Here is a 23093-nt window from a genome sequence, read left to right as displayed (position 1 = left end):
CGCGTCATGATGAGGGTTCGGGACCGTCGTGGCGTGCGACGGCGCTCGGCCCGCCCCACGGCGGGGCCGGAACCCACCCGGCGCAGTGAACGACAAGGAGACCGACCGTGACGTCAGACATCTCGATTCGCCGCGAGGATGGCGTCGCCGTCGTGACACCCGTCGGTGAGATGGACGCGGTCACGTCCCCGGCACTGGCCCAGGCGTTGGACGAGGTCCTCGGCGACACCCCCAAGGGGGTGGTGGTGGACCTGGCCAAGGTCGGGTTCTGTGACTCCCGCTGCATCGGAGTGCTGGTCGCGGCGTTCCGCCAGGCCCGTGACCTGGACGTCGGATTCGTCGTCACCGAGCCACAGCAGCAGGTCAACCGGTTGTTCGTGATAGCGGGGATCGACCAGGTCATCCCGATAGGCGCCAGCACCGGCGACGCGGTCTCCGAACTCGGCGGCTGAACCGGCGCCCGGGGGTCACCGTTCTCGTGGACCGACCGGCGTGGTGCGCGCGTCCTCACCGGTCTCCGCCTCCTCGCCGCCCTCCCCGCCGGTGACGGGGTCCACGAAGTGCAACCGCACCAGCGAACCCGACTCGTCCCCGCAGATCTCCATGAAGTCGCAGATCTGCCGGGTGATCCACAGCCCGTACCCGCGGGGGCGCAGGCCGTCGGCGGGACGATACCCCGTCAAGGGGTCGTAGAGCCCGCCGCGTTCGTCGAAGACGTCGCAGACCCAGCGGTCCGGGCCACGCCACATCTGGACGGTCCCCTTGCCCGCCCCGTGCTCCAGCACGTTGGCCGCGAGTTCGTTCACCGCCACCACCAGGGCGTCCACCCGGTCCCGTGGCAGGCGCAGGGCGCCCGCCAGGGAGCCGAGGTCGTCCCGCAGCCGCGGCAGGGACTGCTCGATCTCCAGACGGTGCACCGGGCCCGTCACCGGTAGCGGCTCCGGCGCCGGGCGCCGACGGCCGAACGCCGCGGTGCCCAGGTAGGCCGGGTTGGCGTACGGTCCCTCGTCGCCCACCAGGACGGGGTGGGTGGCCAGGACGGCCGAACGCGCGCCCGGGGGCAGGCCCCGATCGTCGTGGACGCACAGCAGGCGCATGCGCATCGGCGCGAGCGCGGTGCTCAGCACCGACTCCAACCGGTGCCACTCGCGGTTCTCCATCGTGCCGTCCGTGGGCACGGGTGGTTGGCCCACCACCGTGACCGAGTCGTGCGCCAGGGACATGCGGTGCAGGGCCGCCAGCGTGCGCCCTGGGGCCTCGTAGAGGGTGTCACGGTCGACGACGTGCACCCGACCGCGCTCCTGGGGGGCGAGCCCATCCAGAAGCGCGGCCGGATCCGCTACGGCCAGGACGGTGTGGCCGTCTTCGCGTACCGCGGTGCGAAGTCGTTTCCGTGTCACCTCGTGGAACCGTCTCTCCCTGCGGTAGAGCAGTCCCTGGTGTTCGAAGGTCATCGGTGGGGGTGGACCGCTCAGTGGGAGGAACCGGACAGGAGCAGCTCCGTCTCGTCCTCGTCGGAGTGGTCGCGTTCGGTCTGCTGCGGACGGGAGCGTTCGTAGGCCAGCTCGGTCTCCACCGCGATGCGCTGCCAGGTGAAGCGGGAGCGGGCGCGGTCGACCGCGGCGATCCCGTAGGCGCTGCTCATGGTGGGCGTGTTGAGGACCGCGCGGACCGACCGGGCGACCTCGTCGGGACGGCCGAAGCGCATGAGCACGCCGCTCGTACGGTGCAGTACCGCGCCGGGGACGGCGCCCGTGGCGGTGGCCACGACCGGCAGGCCACAGGACATGGCCTCCAGGACGGCGCCGCCGTAGGGGTCGTAGGAGGCCGCGGAGACGTACACGTCGGCCGAACGCAGCAGGCGGGGCAGTTCCTTGCGCTCCACCGGGCCGGTCAGGTGCACGCGGTCGTCCACGCCGGCCTCCTTCGCCAGGAGTTCGACGCGGCGGGCGTTCTCGTCGAGGGCGACCGTGCGGTCGTCGGCGGTGGACACCAGCAACAGCTCGGCCTCGGGCAACCGGACCATCGCCTCGACCAGACGTTCGGCGCCACCGGCCTCGGTCAGGGAGGTCACCGAGATGAGGCGGGAACGCTCCTCGCGGCGGGAGTTCCAGGGCTCCGCGGAGGCGCTGCCCTCGACGCTGAAGTGGTCGGAGTCCACACCGAACGGCACGACGCTCACGTGGTGACGCGGCACGCCCAGGCGGGCCAGTTCACCCTGCTGGTCGGTGGAGTTGACCAGGACCCGGTCGGCACGGGAGGCCAGGATCGTCTCCATCCGGGCCCGGTCCGGTCGATGGGTGAGGCCGGAACGCTGCTCGCTGGCGTTGAGGGAGTGGAAGGTCTGGACGATGGGGACGCCGCTCTGGTCCTTCTCACTGTGCGCCTGGGCGTGCAGGGCGGCGAGACCGCTGGTCCAGCCGATGGCGTGCAGGACGTCGGGGGTGTCCTCGTCGAGGACGGCGGCCAGCGCGGTCCCGAAGGCGCCGGTGTGCTCGGCGTGGTCGGTCTCGTCGAGGACACGGGCGGGACCGGCGTCGAGGTGGGCGACGGAGACGCCGCGGGCCATCCGCGTGCGGCCCTCGGGCTGCTCGGGGTCGCTGCGGCGGACGTAGACGGTCACCTTGTGACCGCGCTTGGCGAGCTGCCGGGAGACGGCGCACACGTGCAGGCTCACCGGGCAGGCCGGTTCACCGCGGTGCGCGGGGAGGGGGTTGGCGTGTTCGGCGACCATGGCGATCTTCACTGGGCTGAACTCCTTGGACACCGCCGTGGTGTCCGTCGTGGTTGGTCCCGGGGGGACTCCGGAGCGGGGAGTCGGAATCCTTCCGGGGTAGGGGTCGGGCCGCCGTGCCCTATGGCCACCGGTGCTTTCACATGGGGGTGAAAACCACCGGACGCCGTCGAGCACGGATCGGCGTCGGGTCTTCAGGGGAACGCGGTGGGCGCGGGTCCGGGCCCCGTGGCCGAGGAGGGCCGGGCAGCACGAAGAGCCGCGCGCACGGAGTGCGAACGGTGCCGTGGTTCACAAGAGGGAGGGTGAAGGGAGCGACGCATGACAGACCACACCAAACGACCTTGGAGAGAGGTTGAGCGCCACCGGGCGTACCTGTGTTCGAGGCTCGCGCGCGGGGCGGAGGTCGTGTGTGTCTGCGTCTTAGACACCCAACGGACTCCATTGTGCCAGACCCTCGGCAGGCCGACAACGTGCTCTTGCTCCCGTCGGGCGCCCGAAACCTGGTGGAACGACCGGTTCCGGTCGCCCAAGGTCCTTCCGAAACAGGGCCCTGGGCTGCTGCTTCGTCGAACCTCCCGATCGGCACTGTCGGTCGGACCTGAGCAACGCTAGTGTCGGACCGGAACCGGGTCGGGACGACTCAGTGGCCCCCCAGCCCCCCGTCTCCACACTTTTGGCGGTACAAAGGCGGACGGGAACTGCGCTTCCGAGCGTTTTCCGCCATGATGTACACGGATTTTGAGCGACCTCCGTTTCGGTACGGTGACAGAATCCAGACGTTGAACGGGACTCGATCAAGGTCCGGCGGCTGCCGGGCAACCGGCCAAGGCCGACGAAACGGGAGGAAGGGCGTATGGGTGTCGCTGGTGGGGAAGTCATTGTCACGGCCCTCACGCACCGGGGCGCTATTCGCCCCGCCAACGAGGACTCCGTGGTCATGGGTGCTCTCACCGTCGCCAGTGCGAACATGACCTCCCCGGTCCGCTGCGTACTGCCGGTGGCCGAACCGGTCATCCTCGCGGTGGCGGACGGTATCGGTGGCCAGGCCGCCGGTGAGATCGCCTCGGAGCACGCCGTGCACCGCATGGCCGAGATGGGCCCTCGGCTCAACAACCCCGAGGAGGTGGCCCAACTCCTCACCCACATCGATGAGGAGATCAAGGACCACGCCTCCCAACACCCGGAGTTCTCCGGGATGGGCACCACGGTCGCCGGGGTCCTGCTCAACAACGACGGCAACTTCTGGTTCAACGTGGGCGACTCGCGGACCTACCGTCTGGAGGGTCGACATCTGCGTCAACTCTCCGAGGACGACTCCCCGGCCCTGCCACCCTCCGAGGACGGTCGCCCCGTCACCACGAACTTCATCACCCAATCCTTGGGCGGCAGCTCCGGCGGCTCGATGGTCCCGCACGTGGGCCGTGACGAGTCCGCGGACCCCAGCGCCTGGCTCATGTGCAGCGACGGGCTCTCCGACCTGGTGCTGCTGGAGGAGATGGAACGCATCATCGCGGAGGCCGGCAGCGACGAGGCCGCCGTGCACGCCCTTTGGCAGGCGGCCATGGGGGCGGGCGGCAAGGACAACATCAGCATCCTCCTCGCCCGGCGCCGCTGAGGCGCACGAACCGACGACGAAGGGGCTCGCACGCCGACGCGTACGAGCCCCTTCGAGTGTCTTCTACCGGTTCTCGCCGGCACCGGGGCGCTTGCGCATGCGCACCACCAGGACCGCGATCAGGCCGATGACGGCGAGGGCGGCGATGCCGCCGACCAACAGCAGCGTGGTGGGCGACGAGCCCTCGGCGGCGGGCTCCTCGGCGGCGGCCGGGGACTCCTCGACCTCCTCGGCCGCGGGCTCCTCGGCTTCGGCGGGCTCCTCCTCGGCCGGCTCCTCCGGGGCCGCCTCGGCGACGGCCTCGTCGGTCACCGAGAAGGCGATCGTGTCCTGGATCGGGTGACCGTCGGAGGAGACGACGCGGTAGGCGATGCTGTACTCGCCCGCCTCGTCCAGCGGGGCCAGCCCCACGGACACCTCGGTGTCGCTGAAGGCGAGCGCGCCGTCCTCGTACTGGGTCTCACCGTCGGGACCGGTCACGACGATCGCGCTGCCCTCGCCACCTTCCATCGGCGCGTTGTTGAAGGTCAGCACGACCTCTTCGGGGACGGTCTCCAGGGTGGCGCCGTCCTCCGGGTCGGAGCCGGTGAGCACGTCATGGGCGAGGGCGGGGGAGGGGGCCAATAGCAGGGCCACCGCGGCGAGGGGGGTGATCAGGGCTGCGGTACGGGTTTTCGACATGGGTCTTCTCTCTCGGGCCGTTCGGATGCGATTCGGGGTTGCCCCGTGGCGTCGGGTACCGGGGTACTACGACGACAGGAGGAGGGGCGCGGGTGAACCGGGAGGCCCGCGGGGCCCGTGCGAGGTGAACGCGGATGGAGAGGGCGCGATGATCGGGAACGCGACGTGCGCGCGCCCGGGCACGCGGAATGGGAGGCCGTGGGCGCGCAGGGGCCGTGGCAGGGCCCGGGATACGGTGGCGCCGAGGAACCACAGCGCGGACTCGCCGTGTGCGAGAAGCGCGGCGGCGAGCAGAGCGGCCCACAGATGTGCGAACAACATGCCCGGGGTGAGGCCGAGTGTGTGGGTGAGCAGCCCGTGACCGCCATGGCCGGCGCCCGCGGAATGGAGTTCGGGACCCGCCGCCATTTGTAGGACCATGTGCAGGACGACCTGTACGAGGGCCATGACGGTGAAGATGTCGCCGAAGCCCCGCATGATCCTGGTGAAGCGCCACAGGAGGCCGACCAGGAACGCCGTGGTCAGGAGGAAGCCCCCGACCCCGGCGGGTGTGTCCGACCAGAGGTTGTGCCCGCCCCAGGCGAGCCCTGTGCACGCCACGGCGAGGAGTGCCGTGCGCGTGAGCCGAAGGGTGCCGTGAGCGGGTCGCACGATTACCGAACCTAGGCCGTGCCCCCGAGGGTCGCAAGACCCACGAGGGGCGGGAGATATGGGGCCGGGCACAGGGGAGCCGCCGAACGCGCGTGGCATCCGGCGGCTCCACCCGTTTCCGAGGGACGGGCCCTAGACGGCCGGTGCGAGTTCGCGGCGCATGTAGCGACGCTCCTCGGGGGTGGTCCCACCCCAGACTCCATGAGCCTCTCCGGCACGTAGCGCCCACCGCAGGCATTCCGGGCGAACAGTACAGCTGCGGCAGACGGCGAGGGCCTGTTCCGTGTCGACGCGACCGATCCCGGTGCTGCTCACCGGAAAGAAGATCTCAGGGTCGTACGAGCGGCAGTTACCCTGCTCGACCCAGTCCTCACTGTCGTGATACAGGCGGTTCACGGACGCCTCCGATCCCTGGTCGTTGATCCCCACCGCCGGTGTGGCCGTGGTGAGGTGGGCGAAGTTCGTGTCGTGCGACCCGACCAGGGGCTCTTGACCCGGGCAGGCTGCGACGAAGCGTTGCGACCAATTGTAGTACTACATGAGGTCGTACTACACAGAGTCTGCTCCAAAATCCGCGAATGATCAAGGACGTTCGTCCTTGCCGGGGTCTTGCGGCCACGGGGACACCAGGCGAGCGGGGCGAACGGTGGGAGACGTCGATCGGCGTGTCGCCTGCGCAGTGGGGGTTTCCGCCTGTGTGCAGGGGTCCCCGAGAAGGTGGGCGCGTACTGTGTGAGGTGTGCCGCAGGCCTTTCGGGACGTTATGTCGCGAGGTTCCCACCGAATTGATGTGACTTAACGCACGCTTAATATTGCCTGTTCAGGCTCTATGTTTGACCCCGAGGCATGTGTTCCGCTCGCCGGGAGGCGGGGGGTCGCCCCGCGAGATCCGGGGCCCGCGTGGTCGTCGAATCCCCTGATGGGAGGGGCGTGACCAGGGTTTTCGGTCGGGTTCGCGCCCCACCCGAAAGCGCAGGTCAGGTCGTCTTCATGCTGCTAAATAGACGAGTCATACCCGTTCATGATCAGCTCAAACATCTGCGCGGAATCTCGCTGAAACTTCTTTGAACTTCGTTCGCTAAATTCGGTCGACGTGCCACAACAACGAACGAACCTCCAAGCACGCGACCGAAACGACGACGGGGCCCAGGGTCACCGGACCGCCGAGGGCGCGGGCCACGAGGGCGTGCGCTTGACGCACCCCTCCCCGGAGGACGGGCCGCACATGTGGCGGTTGGCCGGCGAGACGGGGATGGACGTGAACTCCCCGTACGCCTACACGCTGTGGTGCCGGGACTTCGCCGCGACGAGCGTCGTGGCGAGGGACACCGACGGCCGGGTGGCGGCCTACGTCACCGGTTACGTCCGTCCTGACAGCCCGGACACCTACTTCCTCTGGCAGGTCGCCGTCGACTCCGCGTATCGCGGACAGCGGCTGGCCCGCCGGATGCTCGACTTCATCGGCGACACGTTCGCCGATCAGGGTGTGCGTTACCTCGAAGCGACCGTCACCCCGGACAACGCCGCTTCTCGTGCCCTATTTGCGTCATTTGCCCGTAATTGGGGTACTGAGGACGTGTGGAGCCCTCTGTTCACCGAGGAGCACTTCCCGTCGGGTGGCGACGAGTCCCACGAACCCGAGGACCTCGTGCGTATCGGCCCCATCGGGCCTACGAGCGACAACCCAGACGACTGACCGTCCGCAACGGATCGAACGCGATCCTGTCCCACACCCCTCGTCTAAGCCATGAGCCCACGAAGTTGGGGAAAGGAACCAAGGAACATCACGATGGAGACCTTCCAACGCCTCGAATCCGAAGTCCGCGGATACTGCCGTAACTGGCCGGTCGTCTTCGACAAGGCGGTCGGAGCTCACGTATACGACGAGAGTGGCAAGCCCTACCTGGACTTCTTCGCGGGAGCCGGTTCGCTGAACTACGGGCACAACAACCCGGAGCTGAAGAAGCCGCTCATCGACTACCTCATGGACGACCGCATCGTCCACAGCCTCGACGCGTACAGCGTGGCCAAACGGGAGTTCCTCAAAACCTTCGAGGACGTCATCCTCAAACCCAAGGGGCTGGACTACAAGGTCCAGTTCCCCGGCCCCGCCGGCAACAACGCGGTCGAGGCCGCACTGAAGCTGGCCCGTAAGTACACCGGTCGCCAGACCATCATCAACTTCACCAACGGCTTCCACGGCATGACCCTGGGCGCCCTGGCCGTCACCGGTAACTCCATGAAGCGCGGTGGCGCCGGCGTTCCGCTGGACCACGTGGCGACCATGCCGTTCGACAACTACCTCGACGGCAAGACCCCGGACTTCCTGTGGCTGCGCGCCCTGCTCGACGACAGCGGCAGCGGCCTGGACGCCCCGGCCGCCGTGATCGTGGAGTCCATCCAGGGTGAGGGCGGCATCAACGCCGCCAGCGCCGAGTGGCTCCGCGGGCTGTCCGCCCTGTGCAAGGAATACGGCATCCTGCTGATCTTGGACGACATCCAGATGGGCTGTGGCCGTACCGGAGAGTTCTTCAGCTTCGAAGAGGCCGGCATCGTCCCGGACATCGTCACCCTGTCCAAGTCCATCAGCGGCTACGGCCTGCCGATGGCGCTCACGCTGTTCAAGCGCGAGCTGGACGTGTGGGAGCCCGGGGAGCACAACGGCACCTTCCGTGGCTTCAACCCGGCCATGGTCACCGGTACCGAGGCCCTGCGCCGCTACTGGAGCGACGACTCCTTCGCCCAGGCCACCCTGGCCAAGGGCGCCATGGTCGAGGCCCGCCTGTCCGAGATGGCCGCCGAGCACGCCGACTTCGGCGCGCACGTCCGTGGTCGCGGTCTGGCCCGCGGTCTGGCCTTCGACGCCGAGGGTGATATCGCCAAGAAGGTCGCGGCCGAGTCCTTCGAGCGCGGCCTGCTCCTGGAGACCTCCGGCCCCGAGGACGAGGTCGCCAAGCTCCTGCCGCCGCTGACCATGACGGACGAGGAGCTCACCGCCGGCCTGGACATCATGGCCGACGCCGCCCGGGCCGCCGTCAAGGGCGCCAAGACGGCCTGAACCGGAGGCCCCGAGCGAACACGGGCCGGTCGACGTTTCCCGACGGGGGCGTCGACCGGCCCCGTACCGTGTAACCAGCGCATATTCACGCGCCCCAGAACGTTAAGGAGACCCAAGTGATCGTTCGCAGCATGGACGAGGTCAACGACACCGACGCCGACATCAAGACCGAGAACTGGCGGAGTCGTCGGATCGTCCTGGCCAAGGAGAAGGTCGGGTTCTCCTTCCACGAGACCATCCTTTACGCGGGCACCGAGTCGACTTTCTGGTACGCCAACCACATCGAGCTCGTGCACTGCATCGAGGGTGAGGCGGAGCTGACCAACGAGGACACCGGCGAGAAGCACATCATCACGCCGGGCACCCTCTACCTGCTCAACGGCCACGAGAAGCACACGGTCCGCCCCAAGACCGACTTCCGCGTGCTGTGCGTGTTCAACCCGCCCGTCACCGGGCGTGAGGTCCACGACGAGAACGGCGTCTACCCGCTGGTCGTGGAGGAGGACGCCTGATAGGCGTCGCGTAAGACCGCATCGAGGGGCGGGGGCCGGTTTCGGCCCCCGCCCCTCGTCGTTCCGAGGGTAGGAAGCCCAGGGTGACGGGCATAAGAACCCATAGTCACCCCGCACAGGTGACCGGCCTGACTAGGGCTAACGGTCCGGTCACCCGATGTTCCGCAGCTCATAACCAGTGCATAACGGACTAAACATGTTCAGTTACTGCAGGGCGGGCCAGGGGAGAAGAGACTCCGTACCAGCGCCGTACTCCCGTGTACCCGGCTGACGGCCTGGTTCGCGGGCCAGACCCGCGGTATCAGCCACTTGAGGCGATCCACCATCCGAATGTGCGGTGTCCCCGCCCTGTCCTTCGGCGGAGACTCCGCTCTCGAATTTTCGAGGAGCAGTCGTGAAGAATCAGGGACCAGCGCGTCGGCGGGGAACCTGGGGCCGCCGAGACGCACTCCGCTTGGGAGGCGTGGGGCTCGCAACGGCCGGTCTCGCGGCGTGCAGCCGGGTCGATGAGGGCGGCGCCGGCGGCGAGGGAGAGGGTTCCCTCCTGGAACGTCTCCGTGAGCAGGGCTTCGTAGCGGTCGGACTCGCCAACGAGATCCCCTTCGGCTTCGTCGACGACGCCGGTGACCCGGCGGGCCAGTCGCCGGCCGTGGCCCAGGCCGTCTTCGAGGAACTGGGCATCCCCGAGATCCAGGCCTCCCCGGTCAACTGGGACGGTCTCATCCCGGGCCTGAACGCCAACCGCTTCGACGTCCTCGCCGCCGGTGTGTTCATCACGCCCGAGCGCTGCGAGCAGGTCGCGTTCTCCGAACCGACCGCCACCTCCCCGGAGGCCTTCATGGTCGCCGCGGGCAACCCCGAGAACATCCAGCACTTCGAGGACTTCGCGGACAACCCGGACCTCATGCTCGCCGTGCTGAACGGCTCGGTGGAGCAGACCTACGCCGAGTACTTCGGGGTTCCCGAGGAGCAGATGGAGCTCATCGGCAACCAGACCGCCGGCTACGAGCTCCTGGAGAACGGCCGGGTGGACGCCGTCTCCATGCTGAGCGTGTCGCACCACTACCTGTTGCAGGAACGCGGCGGCGACTTCGACGTCAGCGAGCCCTTCTTCCCCGTCATGGACGGGAACGAGGAGAAGGGCTGGGGCGGCCTGTGCGTGCGACAGGACGAGACCGAACTCTTGGAGGAGATCAACCGCGTCATCGCCGAGTTCACCGAGAGCGGTCGCCTGCTCGAACTCGGCGAGGAGTGGGGCTTCACCGAGGACGACCTGCCCGACGGTACGAGCACCGCCGAGCTCTGCGAGGGCTGATCCCCCTTGGAACAGATCAACTTCCTGGTCGAACGGTTGCCCAGGTTCCTGGACGGGGCCTGGATCACCGTTCAACTGACCATCGGCGGCGCCGCCCTGGCGTTCCTCCTCGCCATGGTCTTCGGAATCATGGGTTCGGTGGGGCATTGGCTACCGCGTGCCATCTCCACGGTCTACGTGGAGGTCTTCCGCGGGATCGCGGCCCTGGTGCTGATGTTCTGGATGGCGTACGCGCTGCCCATCGCCACCGGCTTCCAGTTGGAGGACAGGTTCGCGGCCATCCTGGCCTTGGGGCTGAACGTGGGCGCCTATGGCGCGGAGGTCGTGCGTTCGTCCATCAACGCGGTCCCCAAGTCGCAGGTCGAGGCGACCGTCTCGCTCAACTTCAACTGGTTCCAGCGAATGCGCCTGGTCGTGCTCCCACAGGCCTGGGCCCAGATGCTGCCGACCTTCGGCAACCTGATCATCGAGCTGATGAAGGCCACGGCCGTGGCCTACCTCATCGGTGTCGCCGACCTGGCCGCGGTCGCCCAGCAGCTGCGAGAGGCCACGGGTGAGACCGTCGTCGCCTACAGCGGCGCACTCATCCTCTACTACCTGATCGCGCAGGTGCTCATCTTCGGTATGCGACTGCTCGAACGCCGCGCCAACCGGAAGCTGGGACGGCTGCCGTCCGGCGGCCAGGGGATCCTCTCCATGTTGCGACCGCCCACGATCGGAACCAAGGTGGGGGTGGCCAAGTGAACCTCTGGGATCTCGAGTGGATCATCGACGTCATGCCCGACCTGCTCGGTGGCCTGTGGGTCACGGTGCAGATCACGGTCGTCGCCTACCTGATGGCCCTCGCTCTGGGCCTGGTCATCGCGATCGCTCGTCGAGTGCCGGTCTTCGGATCGATCCTGCACTTCGTCATGGAGTTCATCCGTACGACACCGCTGGTCATGCAGCTGGTGTTCGTCTTCCTGTTGGCGCCCTCGACGGTTTCCGGCATGACCGTGGGCATCCTGGTCCTGGGCGTGCACTACTCGGCCTACACGGCCGAGGTGTACCGGTCGGGGATCGAGGGGGTGTCCAAGGGCCAATGGGAGGCGGCGCGGGCGCTCAGCCTGCCGTCCCACCGGACCTGGGGCGCCATCGTCCTCCCACAGGCGATCCGCAAGGTCATCCCCGCACTGGGGAACTACCTCATCGCGATGTTCAAGGACACCCCCCTGCTGTTCGCCATCGGTGTGGCCGAGCTGCTCACCGAGGCCCAGCGCGTCGGTAGCGCCGACTTCCGTATCGTCGAGGCGTTCACGCTGGTCGGGTTCCTGTTCCTGGTCGTGAGCATCCCCTCCGCGATTTTGATTCGACGACTGGAGAAGCGATATGCCGCCGTCTGATACCCCCGAGAACACGATGGCACCGGGTGTCGATGGCGACGGTGCCGGCCTCGCCGCGGAGAACCTGATCGTCTTCGATCAGGTGGTGAAGCGGTTCGGCGACCTCACGGTCCTGGACCACCTCGACTTCGCGGTCGCCCCCGGTGAGCGCGTGACGCTCATCGGACCGAGCGGCTCGGGCAAGACCACCATCCTGCGGCTGCTGATGACGCTGGAGAAGGTCACCGAGGGCAACATCTGGGTCCATGGAGAGCCCTTCAGTCACATGCGCAAGGGCGCCGGAATGACCCGCGCGAGCGAGAAGTACCTGCGGGCCAAGCGCAAGCACATCGGCATGGTGTTCCAGCAGTTCAACCTGTTCCCCAACATGAGCGTTCGCAAGAACATCATGGAGGCGCCGGTCAACGTGCTCGGCCTGGGCAAGGACGAGGCGAGCCACCGCGCGGAGGAACTCCTGGATCTGGTGGGCCTGGGCGACAAGATCGACGCCCACCCGACCCAGCTGTCCGGTGGCCAGCAGCAGCGTGTGGCGATCGCTCGCGCGCTGGCGATGAGACCGGAGATCCTGCTCCTGGACGAGGTCACCTCTGCCCTGGACCCGGAGCTGGTCGCCGGTGTGCTCGACGTGCTGCGCGAGGTGGCCGAGACCACCGACATCACGATGCTGTGCGTGACCCACGAGATGGGCTTCGCCCGTGACGTCTCACACCGTGTCCTGATGTTCGACAAGGGACGGATCGCCGAGGAGGGCCACCCGGACCAGATCTTCGGGGACCCTCAGGAGGAGCGGACCAAGTCCTTCCTCAAGTCGGTCCTGGAGAACGGCCACTAGGTACCTCACCGGTTTCACGGGGAGCCGCCCGGACCATCACGACGGTCCGGGCGGCTCCCTTTTCCATGGTCACACGTGGTAACGACATACCGTAGTCATTAAGTCGCTTTTAGTTTTCCCCGGGGCAGAATGGTGGTTCTGAGGCAGGGGGGACTCTTGTGACCATAGTGCGAAGATGGGGGCTCACATGGATGATCGCGCTCGCGGTGATCCTCGTGGTCGGGCCGCTACTCGCCCATCCGGCCCTTCGGGGCCAGGTCTTCGACGAATCGTCCATCCTGTTACTGATCGCCTGGACGCCGATGCTGTTCGCCGGTCTCCTGTCCTGGGGCCTGGTCTGGTCGTTGGGACGGAGGGACGAGCTGGACCGGCGGGTGCGGGTCGCGATGGAGGGTCATCCGCTCGGCCGGGAGCTGGCCTGGCAGGCACTCCTCCTCGTCTGTTTCGTGCTGTCGATGGTGGTGCTCTCCGGGGTGCTCACCTTCTACGGCACGGAGACCGGAACCGCCCCGGACCTCGCGATGTCGGTGTCCCTGGTGTCCCGGTTGTTGTTCCTCTTCGCGCTCCCCCTGCTGATCATGGACCGCTCCGGCCTCACGGTGGAGGGCAAGGGGACCCTCATGCCCACGGTCGCGCTCAAGGTGAGCCAGCCCTGGCGCTGGCTGGGACTGATCCCGGTCCTCGCGGCGACGGTGGTGATCGGGTACCTGATGGTGCCCTACATCGGCCTGCCGGAGCCGTCGCTCACCCTGTACGCCATGCTGCTCGCGTTCACCTTCATCGCGGTCTGCGAGGAGATCTTCTTCCGCGGGATGATGCAGACCCGGTTGGAGATCCTCCTGGGGCGCTGGGGCGGCATCATCGCCACGTCCGTGGTGTTCGCTCTGACCTACGCGCTGATCCAGCCCTATGACGCGGTGTCCCAGCTCACCGGGACGGACCTGATGCATGACACGGGTATGTCCATGCTGACCTACGCCACCGCGAGCATGCTCTACGGCTACCTGTGGGCCTGCTACCGCAACACCTGGATCAACGTCCTGTTGCGCGTGGCGATCTTCGTGCTCATCCTGCCGCCCGACCTGGACGTCGGCATCTGAATCGCACGTATGGGTACAGATGATGCATAGGGGCCTCATTGCGGTCATTTCCCTCTCATGGGGATGTCACCGCGTGGTCATGAAAGAGGGGGAGTCTGCCACCTGTGAGCACGGAAACAGCGCCGACACCCGCGGAGACCGGCATCGCGGAACCGTCCCCCGACAGATTCATGGATCGTGAGGAAGGGTGGCTCCGCTTCAACCAGCGGGTCCTCGAACTCGCCGAGGACGAGGACATCCCCCTGTTGGAACGGGCGCGGTTCCTCTCCATCTTCTCCAGCAACCTCGACGAGTTCTTCATGGTGCGCGTCGCCGGACTCAAACGACGCCTGGCCACCGGCCTCTCGGTGCCCTCCGCCAGCGGGCACCACCCCAAGGTCCTGCTGGAGCGGATCTCCCTGTTCACACACGAACTCGTGTCACGACAGACCGCCTGCTTCAAGGAGAGCGTCGCCCCGGCCCTGGCACAGGAGGGCATCGGCATCGTCCGCTGGAACGAGCTGGCCGACGACGAACGCGAGTACCTGCACGGATACTTCCATCGCTCCATCTACCCCTTGGTGACGCCCTTCGCCGTCGACTCGGCGCACCCGTTCCCCTACATCTCCGGTCGCTCACTGAACCTCGCCGTCACCGTCCGGGACCCCGGCGACGACCGGCGCATGTTCGCCCGGGTCAAGGTGCCCGCCTCCCTACCGCGCTTCATCGAACTCACCGAGCACGGGGGCGGCCGCTACGTCCCGGTCGAGGACATCATCGCCGCCCACCTGCCCCGGCTGTTCGAGGGCGTCGAGGTGGTCGAACACCACGCCTTCCGTGTCACCCGCAACGCCGACCTGGAGGTCGACGAGGACGAGACCGACGACCTCGTCCAGTCCCTGGAGAACGAACTCCTGCGTCGCCGCTTCGGGCCCCTCGTACGACTGGAGGTGGAGGAGAGCATCAGCGACGCGGTCCTGACCATCCTCACCGACGAGCTCGGCGCCGAGGACGAGGAGATCTACCGGGTGTCCGGGCCCCTCAACCTCTCCGGGCTCTCCCAGATCGCGGACGCCGACCGACCCGACCTGAGCTACCAACCGATGGTCTCGGTCGAACCGCGCGCGCTGACCTCCGGGGACCTGTTCGCCTCCGTCCTCGAACGCGAGATCCTCGTCCACCACCCCTACGAGTCCTTCGCCACCACCACCGAGCGCTTCCTCGCGCTGGCCGCGACCGACCCGAAGGTCGTGGCGATCAAACAGACCCTGTACCGCACCAGCGGGGACTCCCCCATCGTGGAGTCGCTCATCGAGGCGGCCAGCGAGGGCAAGGAGGTCGTGGTCCTGGTGGAGGTCAAGGCCCGCTTCGACGAGCAGAACAACATCCAGTGGGCCCGCAAGCTGGAGGAGGCGGGCTGCCACGTGGTCTACGGCGTGATCGGCCTCAAGACCCACTGCAAGCTCTCCATGGTCATCCGCCAGGACGACGAAGGCCTGCTGCGCCGCTACTGCCACATCGGCACCGGCAACTACAACCCGAGCACCGCCCGCGTGTACGAGGACCTGGGCCTGTTCAGCGCCGCGGCGGAGGTGGGCGAGGACGTCAGCGACCTGTTCAACAGCCTCACCGGGTTCTCCCGCAAACAGCGCTACCGGAGGCTCATGGTGGCGCCGTCCGGGCTGCGCTCCGGCCTGCTCCGACAGATCGACACCGAGATCGCCAACGCGGAGGAGGGCGAGCCCGCGCGCATCCGCATCAAGGTCAACTCGTTGGTGGACGAAGAGATCATCGACGCCCTCTACAAGGCCTCCCAAGCGGGGGTCGACGTGGACCTGTGGGTGCGCGGCAGTTGCGTCCTGCGCCCCGGTGTGCCCGGGCTGTCGGAGAACATCCGGGTCCGCAGCGTCCTGGGCCGGTTCCTGGAACACTCCCGGGTGTTCGTCTTCGCCAACGGTTGGCGACCCCAGGTGTGGATCGGCAGCGCCGACCTGATGCCGCGCAACCTCGACCGTCGGGTGGAGGCGCTGGTGCGAGTCGCCGATCCCGAACAGTGCGGGCGCCTGGTCGCCCTGATGGACCTGGCGATGGCCGACACCACCTCCACCTGGCACATGCGACCCGACGGGACGTGGGATCGTGCCACCCACGACGAGGAGGGCCGGCGGCTCAACGACCTCCAGGAGGTCCTTCGCGGCGACCGTCACCTGCGGACGGTGGAGGCGTGAACCCGGGCGGCTACCTGGAACCCATCCGGGCCGGCGGTGCCGTCCTGTGGCGTGACGGCGCGAACGACCGTGAGGTCGTACTCATCCGTCGTCCGAACCGCGGCGACTGGACCTTGCCCAAGGGCAAGCTGAAGAACGGCGAGCACCCCATCGGTGGGGCGGTCCGCGAGGTCGAGGAGGAGACCGGTCTGGTCCCCGTGCTCGGTCGCCGGCTGCCGACGCAGCGCTACTTCAAGGACGGTTGGCCCAAACGGGTGGAGTGGTGGGCGGCGACCCCCCGAAACCCGGGCGGGGAGGTCGACTACGAACCCAACGAGGAGATCGAGCGCGTCGAATGGGTGCCGGTGGAGCGGGCCCGCGAACGGCTCACCTACGCACACGACGCCAAGGTCATCGACGACTTCCGGGCCGGCCCCGCCCGGACCTTCCCCATCGTCCTGTTGCGGCACCTGTCCGCGGGGGACAAGCGCTCCTGGGACGGCGGCGACCTGCTGCGTCCACTCGACGAGAGGGGGCGTGCCGACGCCATGTCGCTGCCCCGGGTTCTCGGCGCCTACGGGAACCTGCGCGCGTTGTCGTCGTCGGCGGCACGGTGTACCGAGTCGCTGTTGCCGTACACGGTCGAGTGTGACGCGGGAATGCGCACCGAACCCGCCTTCACGGTGGGCGGGGGCGGCCGGGAGCACGAGGTCGCGCGGGCCCGGGAGGCGTTCGCGCGCGTCCTCGACGAGGGGCTTCCCACAGTGGTGTGCACCCACGGGGAGTTGGTCCCGGAGCTGTTGACCGAGGCGCTCACCCGGTTCGACGCGCCGTTGTCCCAGCAGCGAGGGCTGCGCAAGGGGTCGTTCTGGGTGCTGCACGTGTCCGTCGACGGTGCCCTGGCCGCGGTGGAACGTCACCATGTGCGGGAATGACATGATGCGTGCATGGCTGAACACATGGTGGCGCGGAGCGTCGTGGTCGATGCTCCGGCCAAGAGGATCTTCGATCTGCTCGCCGACCCCGATCGGCACCCCGAACTCGACGGGTCCGGCACGGTGCGCGGGGCGGTCTTCGGGCCGGACCGGCTGGAGTCGGGCTCGGAGTTCGGCATGGACATGCGGATGATGGGGTTGCCCTACCGGATGACCAACCGGGTGGTGGAGTTCGAGGAGGACCGACTCATCGCCTGGAAGCACGTGGGCTCGCACCGCTGGCGCTACGAGCTGGAGGAGGTGGACCCGGGACGGACCCTCGTCACGGAGACCTTCGACTACACGCGGGGACAGACGCTCTTCTACGTCCTGTCCGGGGCCCCGGCCCGCAACGCCCGTGGGATCGAGGAGACCCTGGTCCGTCTCAAACGGGTCGCCGAGCAGGCCTGAGGAGCACGTCCCCGATGGCCCACGAAATGACCTAAAGTTCGGCAAGGGCCCGCGAATCCCCTCGCCCCCCGGCCACCGAGGCGTCGGCAAGTGCGGGTTCGTTGACGACGGTCGATGTGGAAGTCGGGAGACCAGTGGGTGCAACGAGCTTCGGTGACGTGTGGCAGGACGTGTTGTCCGTCCAGTCCGACCCGGAACAGTGGATCATCGTCACGGCGGCCGCCATCGCCCTGGCGGCCGTCTTGCTCGGTCCGCCATGGCGGGTGGCGCGTAACGTCGTCACCATCGCGCACGAGGGCGGACACGCGCTCGTGGCGCTGATCAGCGGCCGCCAGTTGACGGGAATCCGCCTGCACTCCGACACCTCCGGGGTGACGGTCTCCCGAGGCAAGCCCACCGGCATCGGCATGATCTTCACGGTGTTCGCCGGCTACGTCGCTCCCACCGTCATCGGTCTCCTCGGCATCCTCATGCTGATGTCGGGCCGCATCACCGCGCTGCTGTGGCTGAGCATCGTCGTGCTCGCCGCCATGCTGCTGATGATCCGCAACCTCTACGGCGTGATCTCCATCGTGGTGACCGGCGCAGTGGTCTTCGGCATCAGCTGGTTCACCCCGCACGAGGTCCAGGCGGCCTTCGCCTACCTGTTCATCTGGTTCCTGCTCTTCGCGGGCGTGCGTCCCGTCATCGAGCTACAGAGCCAGCGGATGCGTCAGCCCTCCCCGCACTCCGACGCCGACCAGCTCGCCCGGCTCACGGGTCTGCCGGGCACCCTGTGGGTGATGGTGTTCCTGCTGGTGAACATCGCGGTCACCGCCCTGGGCGTGTGGATGCTCCTGTTCCAGTGACGTCCGGGCATGGCAAGGGGCCCCGCGGCCGGGTTCGCGGGGCCTTCTCTACGTGAAGGGGCGCTTCCGTCAGGCGGTCTGCGGCGCGGCGAGCGCCTGTGAGACCGAGTCGAACACCGGGATTCGGGTGTCCAGGGACGTGATGCGCAGGGTCTGCCGGACCCGTGACGGGGCGGCGGCGATCACCAGCAACGCCCGTTGTTCCTTGGCGAACTTGTGCGAGCGGATGAGGACGCGCAGACCACTGGAGTCGATGAAACGCAGGTCGGTGCAGTCCAGCACGACGCGGCCGAACGGCTGCGTGGTCAGGGCCCCCGTGGCGGCGTCCTGGAAGCGGGCCTCGGTGGCCATGTCGATCTCCCCGTCCAGGGCCAGGACAAGTCCGGACTCGTGGAGGGTGGAAGCGATGGTCAGGTCGGGCATTGCGACTCCGGCGTACTCGGGCCCAGCCCGATGGGTCGGCGAGGCGGACCACAAACCGTCCCACCCGGGACGTGTGGCGACCGGTGCGTTGGTTGCGTTACCGCGTGAGCCAAGCTGATGGTTCATCAAGTTCCTTGCGTGATACCCCGGACCGGATGCCGGGGGAGGAAACGCCTTTCTCGCCAGGTTTGCTCGGAAAAGCACGGCACTCCTGGAACGCCCGGGTCGGGCCCGAAAGTTCCTGAAGCGATGCTTGCCATCGGCGACGACGGATGATCAAGGGCTGTGAGGATCGGTGTTCGACGGACCCGGGGTCGACGGGGTACGTCATGGACCGAAATCGATACGGCCCTCTGGTCTGAAACCCACCGGTGTCGACGGTCATTCCCCGGCGTACCGCGTCGAGGTCGACGGCCGGCCCGGAGCCTGGCGTGGGCCCCACTCCCCGGGGCCGCGGTGCCTGCTGGGATCTCGGTTCACCGGGGTCGTTACAGCCACGGACCTTACCACAGGGTCGTGGCCTATTCGTGACGTGAGTGACGCATGCCCGTGCCTGTGTGGTTTGCCTTTCTTGGGTCCGATGGTGTAAGGGGTGAGTCCTGATCCCGTTGTTGGAGTGCCCAAACGCAGGCCGAAAGGGTCAACGGAACCGCGATGGTCAGCGCCAGCGCCGGAATCGCCACCCCCGAATCGTTGGCCGCGAAGCCCACCAGAGCCGTCACGAGGGACCCGGTGAGCCCCGCCCGGAGCGTCGGAGCGTACTCGTAGGCCCGTTGGAGCGCTCCGATCCGCCATCTCGTTGGCCGGTTGAGGACAAGGAAAAGGAACGCCAGGGCCCCCGCCGACAACAGGGTGAGTTGCCAGTTGCCCAGAGTGCCCAGCATCGCGCCCAGCTTGCGGGCGAGCACGGTCCCCGCCTCCCCGTTCAGCACCTGATCGGCGAAAGCGCCGAAGTGGCTGCGGTCCGCGGCCGGACGCAGGTGGTCCACCCAGGCCAACAGGGTGATCACCATCACCGCCGTCACCCCCGCCACGGCGAGTCGCGGCACGGTGACGCGCATCCCCGCGATCATCATCGAGGTCACCGCCAGACCCGGGATCAGCGCGACCACCCCGCCGAAGTCGGTGCCCAGGCCCGGCCACCCGATGACGAGCACCGAAGCGGTCCCGATCGCCAGGGTCGTGGCCACCGCCGCCCGCCGTCGGCCCCGAACGATGAGGGCGTGCGAGATCCCGGTCACCGCCATGAGCATGCCGGTGGCGAAGGTCGCGAACGCGATGTTGCCGATCCCGTAGAACCGGCCGCCCACGATGGGGGAGTACCCGGTGGGCGAGTTCATCTGCAGATGCGCGCCGAAGCACAGGTCCACGAACAGCACCAGAGTGGTCGCGCCCGCCACCACCGTCATCGGGCCGAGCGCGGTGTGCCGCCACGGCCCCGCCATGGCCACCGCCACCACCAAGGCGTCCGCCACCAGGACCGACAGCAACAGGGCCGGTGAAGGCAACGGCACGGACCACCACGGGACGAGGTTGGCCAGATAACTCGCCACGGGGAAGGCCGCGCCCGCCAACGCCACCGTCCGGGTGAGCGACAGCACCAGAGCACGCTTGTCCCTCTGCCCGTGGGAGTACCGGTGCAGGGCGTAGGCGGCCGCCGCGTAGATCAACAGTTGCAGGGCGACCAGGCCGCTGAAGAACCCCGGGATGGCGGCCCCCACCACCACCGCCGCCGTGTCGAGGTCCACCAACCGGTCCAGGGCCGCCTCCGCCGACGCGGGACGTTCGCTCAACCGCCAGACCCGGCCGCCCGTGGGCTCCTGCGGCCGCATCCCCAACGCGTGGAGAACGGTCACGGTGGTGTCGGTGAGGGCCACCAGGCCGGGCCTTCGGGTCGAATCCGAGACCAGGTACGCGGAAGGGCCCGCCGGTCCGTGCTCGGTCATGTGCCCGGTCACCGCCGCGGTGAGTCGGGACGGCCCCGCGTCCATGGACACACCCATGACCATCAGCGAGGCACCGGTGGGCAGGGCGCCCGTCAACGCCGCGAGCCGGGTGTCGAGGGTCTCCAGCGCCTCCGCGCGAGCCTCCTCGGATACGTCCTCGGGCCGCATCTCCTCCCGGCCGTCCTCCAAGGTGGCCGGGCCCGGGTAGAGGTGGGCGAGTTGGGGCAGCTCCACCACGGCCAGGGACACCCCGTCGAGCCGTTCGGGGGTCACCTCGCGCGCCGACTCCAGGTAGTGGTCGACCCGCCCCGAGGCGTCGGCGGCGCCCAGCGCGGCGCCGGGGCCGGCGGCCAGGGTCGGTCCGCCGTGGTCGCGCACCGTCTGCCCGAGCAGGCCCACGGGGGCGGCGAAGGACGAGTCCCGGTTCGCCGCCACGAGTTCGGCGTGGCCGGGAACGACGGCGCCGGAACCGTCCGACAGTGGTTCGGGCGGAGACTCGCAGGTCGTGAACCGCTCCCGCTCCGCCGAGGCGCGCTGCCCCGCCGACACCGACAGCCAGCCGTCGACGGGGCAGGTGCGGGAGGTGGCGGTGCGGATCGACACGTTGCCGATGGCCCCGTCCTCGGCCAACGCCCACAGAGCGGGAGTGTGCTCGGGGGTGACGTCCTCCCAGAGCAGCCCGGGGACCCCGACCAGGACCACCGGGGGAGTGTCCGTGTCGGCGAACGCGGGCGCGGGCGCCATGCCCAGGAGGGCCGCCAGGGCGATGAGGAACGCGCCCAGGTGCCCTCCCCAACGTGGGCCGGGTCCGGGACTCGGTGCCATGGCGGCCCCCTGATCGCGCGTTCGCCCTGTCGGTCGCGCTCACCCTAGTGATCGGGGAAGCGGGTGGAGGGAAAGCGGCGATTCCGGGATCTCAGGGTCGCTCCCGTGGGAGTCGGTCCTCGACGCCCCATCGCTTCAGGGCCTCGTCGGTGTCGGGGAGCGGCCTGCCGCGGGTGACCTCGCCGGGCGTGCGGTCGAATCGGGGCGCGGGGCCGGCGACGACCCGGTCGCCCTGGCGGGTGAGTGCCCCGCGGGCCCGCACGTGCGGGTGGTCGGGGGCCTCCGCCAGGGACAGGATCGGCATGACGCAGGCGTCGGTGCCCTCGAACACCGCACCCCACTCGTCCCGGGTGCGGGTGCGCAGCACCTCGGCGAACCGGGACCGCAACCGCGGCCACCCCCCGGTGTCCCACTGGTCGGGGAGGTCCTCCCCGACCAGGCCGGTCCCCTCCAGGAACGCGGCGTAGAACTGCGGTTCGATGCAGCCCACGGACACGTGGCGGCCGTCGGCGCACTCGTAGACGTCGTACCAGGGCGCCCCCGTGTCGAGGTAGTTGGTGCCGCGCTCGTCGCTCCAGAAGTCGCGCGAACGGTCCTCGTGCAGCATCGACATGAGCAGGGCACTGCCGTCCACCATCGCCGCGTCGACCACCTGACCGCGCCCGGAGGTCTGCCGTTCCACCAGCGCGGCGAGGATCCCGGTGACGGTGAACATGGTGCCGCCGGCGAAGTCGCCCAGGAGGTTGACCGGGGGGACCGGCGGGCCACCGGCGCGGCCGATGGAGTGCAGGGCGCCGTTCACGGAGATGTAGTTCATGTCGTGCCCGGCGGTGTGGGCCAGCGGCCCTTCCTGGCCCCAGCCGGTGACGCGCGCGTACACCAGGCGCGGGTTCGATTCGAGGCAGTCGTCGGGGCCCAGCCCGCGACGTTCCATCACCCCGGGACGGAACCCCTCCAGGAGCACGTCGGCCCGGGAGACCAGGTCGCGGGCGAGCTTCAGGCCCTCCTCGGACTTGAGGTCGGCGCCGACCACCGTCCGGCCCTCGCTCATGTGCGGGCCGGGGGCGCCGGAGCGCAGGGCTTCGGTGGCCTGGGGGCGATCGACCCGGATGACGTCGGCTCCCAGGTCGGCGAGGAGCATGCCCGTCATCGGAGCCGGTCCGATACCGGTGAACTCGACGACGCGGATTCCGTTGAGAGGTCCCATGGGTGCCTTTCGGACGCGAGCAGTACTAGAACGACGTTCGGTTCATTGTGCAGGTCGGGCCTGCCCAGCGCCAGTCCCCATTTTCGGACGGTAATAAATCACTTACTCAGCGTGGTATTAATGTGATCCTGTCCCACCTCGAAAGAAGGGTGATGCACCCATGCCCGGCGGACGCAGCGCCAAGGGCCGAAGGCGCGCCCCACTCCCCGTCGTCCCCCGTCTCGTCGTGGCCGCGGTCGTCACCGGCGCGCTCACGCTCGCCCTCGCCGGCGGCGGCACCGCCCTGGCGACGGACCGCGGCGTCACCATCGACGTCGACGGTACGGAGACGATCGTCCACACCTTCGGCGGAACCGTCGCCGACGCTTTGGCGGAAGCGGGTGTGGAACT

General features: G+C 68.5%; 23 protein-coding genes. 15 read left to right on the top strand and 8 right to left on the bottom strand.

The genetic code is table 11. From position 1 onward, the window contains the following. The first annotated feature begins 107 nt into the window (after window positions 1-107). Window positions 108-452: an STAS domain-containing protein gene (locus ABZ717_RS06615; protein ID WP_358506625.1), complete on the top strand. Its 345-nt coding sequence runs from the start codon at window positions 108-110 to the stop codon at window positions 450-452. Between the two features lie 15 nt (window positions 453-467). On the opposite strand, the gene ABZ717_RS06610 is transcribed toward ABZ717_RS06615, so the two are convergent. Continuing rightward, window positions 468-1454 carry an anti-sigma factor RsbA family regulatory protein gene (locus tag ABZ717_RS06610; protein ID WP_358506622.1) on the bottom strand — a complete coding sequence of 329 codons (987 nt, stop codon included), beginning with the start codon at window positions 1452-1454 and terminating at the stop codon, window positions 468-470. A gap of 17 nt (window positions 1455-1471) precedes the next feature. Then, window positions 1472-2746, bottom strand: a complete 1275-nt coding sequence (locus tag ABZ717_RS06605) for a glycosyltransferase (protein ID WP_358506619.1) — start codon at window positions 2744-2746, stop codon at window positions 1472-1474. An 844-nt stretch (window positions 2747-3590) separates the two neighbouring features. Here ABZ717_RS06605 and ABZ717_RS06600 point away from each other — a divergent pair. Next, on the top strand, window positions 3591-4352 hold the full coding sequence (locus ABZ717_RS06600) for a protein phosphatase 2C domain-containing protein (protein ID WP_358506616.1): 762 nt from the start codon (window positions 3591-3593) through the stop codon (window positions 4350-4352). Between the two features lie 63 nt (window positions 4353-4415). Here the strand turns inward: ABZ717_RS06600 and ABZ717_RS06595 are convergent, their stop codons facing one another. From ABZ717_RS06595 to ABZ717_RS06585, 3 genes are all read right to left on the bottom strand, one after another. Further along, a complete protein-coding gene (locus tag ABZ717_RS06595) occupies window positions 4416-5033 on the bottom strand; it encodes a copper resistance CopC family protein (protein WP_358506614.1) in 618 nt (205 codons plus the stop codon). Between the two features lie 66 nt (window positions 5034-5099). Next, window positions 5100-5684, bottom strand: a complete 585-nt coding sequence (locus ABZ717_RS06590; protein ID WP_358506611.1) for a copper resistance protein — start codon at window positions 5682-5684, stop codon at window positions 5100-5102. A gap of 132 nt (window positions 5685-5816) precedes the next feature. Next, window positions 5817-6080: a WhiB family transcriptional regulator gene (locus ABZ717_RS06585; RefSeq protein ID WP_067608003.1), complete on the bottom strand. Its 264-nt coding sequence runs from the start codon at window positions 6078-6080 to the stop codon at window positions 5817-5819. A gap of 790 nt (window positions 6081-6870) precedes the next feature. Here ABZ717_RS06585 and ectA point away from each other — a divergent pair. The 12 genes from ectA (at window position 6871) to ABZ717_RS06525 (ending at window position 18302) form a co-directional block, all read left to right on the top strand. Continuing rightward, the gene (gene ectA, locus ABZ717_RS06580) at window positions 6871-7380 is read left to right on the top strand and encodes a diaminobutyrate acetyltransferase (RefSeq protein WP_358506847.1); all 510 of its coding nucleotides are present in this window, start codon (window positions 6871-6873) and stop codon (window positions 7378-7380) included. Window positions 7381-7473: 93 nt separating this feature from the next. Next, window positions 7474-8742, top strand: a complete 1269-nt coding sequence (gene ectB, locus ABZ717_RS06575; protein WP_358506608.1) for a diaminobutyrate--2-oxoglutarate transaminase — start codon at window positions 7474-7476, stop codon at window positions 8740-8742. Between the two features lie 116 nt (window positions 8743-8858). Then, window positions 8859-9254, top strand: coding sequence for an ectoine synthase (locus tag ABZ717_RS06570; protein WP_067607943.1), 396 nt, complete (start codon window positions 8859-8861; stop codon window positions 9252-9254). A 463-nt stretch (window positions 9255-9717) separates the two neighbouring features. Continuing rightward, window positions 9718-10569: an ectoine/hydroxyectoine ABC transporter substrate-binding protein EhuB gene (gene ehuB / locus ABZ717_RS06565; RefSeq protein ID WP_358506605.1), complete on the top strand. Its 852-nt coding sequence runs from the start codon at window positions 9718-9720 to the stop codon at window positions 10567-10569. Window positions 10570-10584: 15 nt separating this feature from the next. Continuing rightward, complete coding sequence (gene ehuC, locus ABZ717_RS06560; RefSeq protein ID WP_358506845.1) at window positions 10585-11313, top strand: ectoine/hydroxyectoine ABC transporter permease subunit EhuC; 729 nt, start codon at window positions 10585-10587, stop codon at window positions 11311-11313. A gap of 32 nt (window positions 11314-11345) precedes the next feature. Then, entirely contained in the window at window positions 11346-11951 is a 606-nt protein-coding gene (gene ehuD / locus ABZ717_RS06555; protein ID WP_358506843.1) for an ectoine/hydroxyectoine ABC transporter permease subunit EhuD, read from the top strand. Beyond that, complete coding sequence (ehuA, locus tag ABZ717_RS06550) at window positions 11938-12783, top strand: ectoine/hydroxyectoine ABC transporter ATP-binding protein EhuA (RefSeq protein WP_358506602.1); 846 nt, start codon at window positions 11938-11940, stop codon at window positions 12781-12783. The genes ehuD and ehuA overlap by 14 nt, the downstream gene beginning before the upstream one ends. A 191-nt stretch (window positions 12784-12974) precedes the next feature. After that, window positions 12975-13883 carry a CPBP family intramembrane glutamic endopeptidase gene (locus tag ABZ717_RS06545; protein WP_358506599.1) on the top strand — a complete coding sequence of 303 codons (909 nt, stop codon included), beginning with the start codon at window positions 12975-12977 and terminating at the stop codon, window positions 13881-13883. A 143-nt stretch (window positions 13884-14026) separates the two neighbouring features. After that, window positions 14027-16090 carry an RNA degradosome polyphosphate kinase gene (locus tag ABZ717_RS06540; RefSeq protein ID WP_358506841.1) on the top strand — a complete coding sequence of 688 codons (2064 nt, stop codon included), beginning with the start codon at window positions 14027-14029 and terminating at the stop codon, window positions 16088-16090. Beyond that, window positions 16087-17004 carry an NUDIX domain-containing protein gene (locus ABZ717_RS06535; protein ID WP_358506596.1) on the top strand — a complete coding sequence of 306 codons (918 nt, stop codon included), beginning with the start codon at window positions 16087-16089 and terminating at the stop codon, window positions 17002-17004. Before ABZ717_RS06540 ends, ABZ717_RS06535 begins: the two co-directional genes overlap by 4 nt. A 12-nt stretch (window positions 17005-17016) precedes the next feature. After that, the gene (locus ABZ717_RS06530; RefSeq protein ID WP_358506593.1) at window positions 17017-17454 is read left to right on the top strand and encodes an SRPBCC family protein; all 438 of its coding nucleotides are present in this window, start codon (window positions 17017-17019) and stop codon (window positions 17452-17454) included. A 158-nt stretch (window positions 17455-17612) separates the two neighbouring features. Beyond that, on the top strand, window positions 17613-18302 hold the full coding sequence (locus ABZ717_RS06525) for a M50 family metallopeptidase (protein WP_358506840.1): 690 nt from the start codon (window positions 17613-17615) through the stop codon (window positions 18300-18302). Between the two features lie 69 nt (window positions 18303-18371). Here ABZ717_RS06525 and ABZ717_RS06520 read toward each other — a convergent pair whose 3' ends face one another. From ABZ717_RS06520 to ABZ717_RS06510, 3 genes are all read right to left on the bottom strand, one after another. Continuing rightward, a complete protein-coding gene (locus tag ABZ717_RS06520) occupies window positions 18372-18725 on the bottom strand; it encodes an STAS domain-containing protein (protein WP_358506590.1) in 354 nt (117 codons plus the stop codon). Window positions 18726-19246: 521 nt separating this feature from the next. Then, complete coding sequence (locus ABZ717_RS06515) at window positions 19247-21415, bottom strand: hypothetical protein (RefSeq protein WP_358506838.1); 2169 nt, start codon at window positions 21413-21415, stop codon at window positions 19247-19249. 172 nt (window positions 21416-21587) lie between these two features. Further along, window positions 21588-22703 carry a CaiB/BaiF CoA-transferase family protein gene (locus ABZ717_RS06510; RefSeq protein ID WP_358506587.1) on the bottom strand — a complete coding sequence of 372 codons (1116 nt, stop codon included), beginning with the start codon at window positions 22701-22703 and terminating at the stop codon, window positions 21588-21590. A 160-nt stretch (window positions 22704-22863) separates the two neighbouring features. Here ABZ717_RS06510 and ABZ717_RS06505 point away from each other — a divergent pair. Next, on the top strand, window positions 22864-23093 hold a 230-nt coding region (locus tag ABZ717_RS06505; protein WP_358506585.1), incomplete at its 3' end, for a ubiquitin-like domain-containing protein.

The sequence above is a fragment of the Nocardiopsis sp. NPDC006832 genome, assembly GCF_040635885.1.
In the GTDB taxonomy this organism is placed as follows: Bacteria; Actinomycetota; Actinomycetes; order Streptosporangiales; family Streptosporangiaceae; genus Nocardiopsis.
Note: the sequence above shows the minus strand (reverse complement) of the source record. Positions and strands in the feature narration are given on the sequence as shown.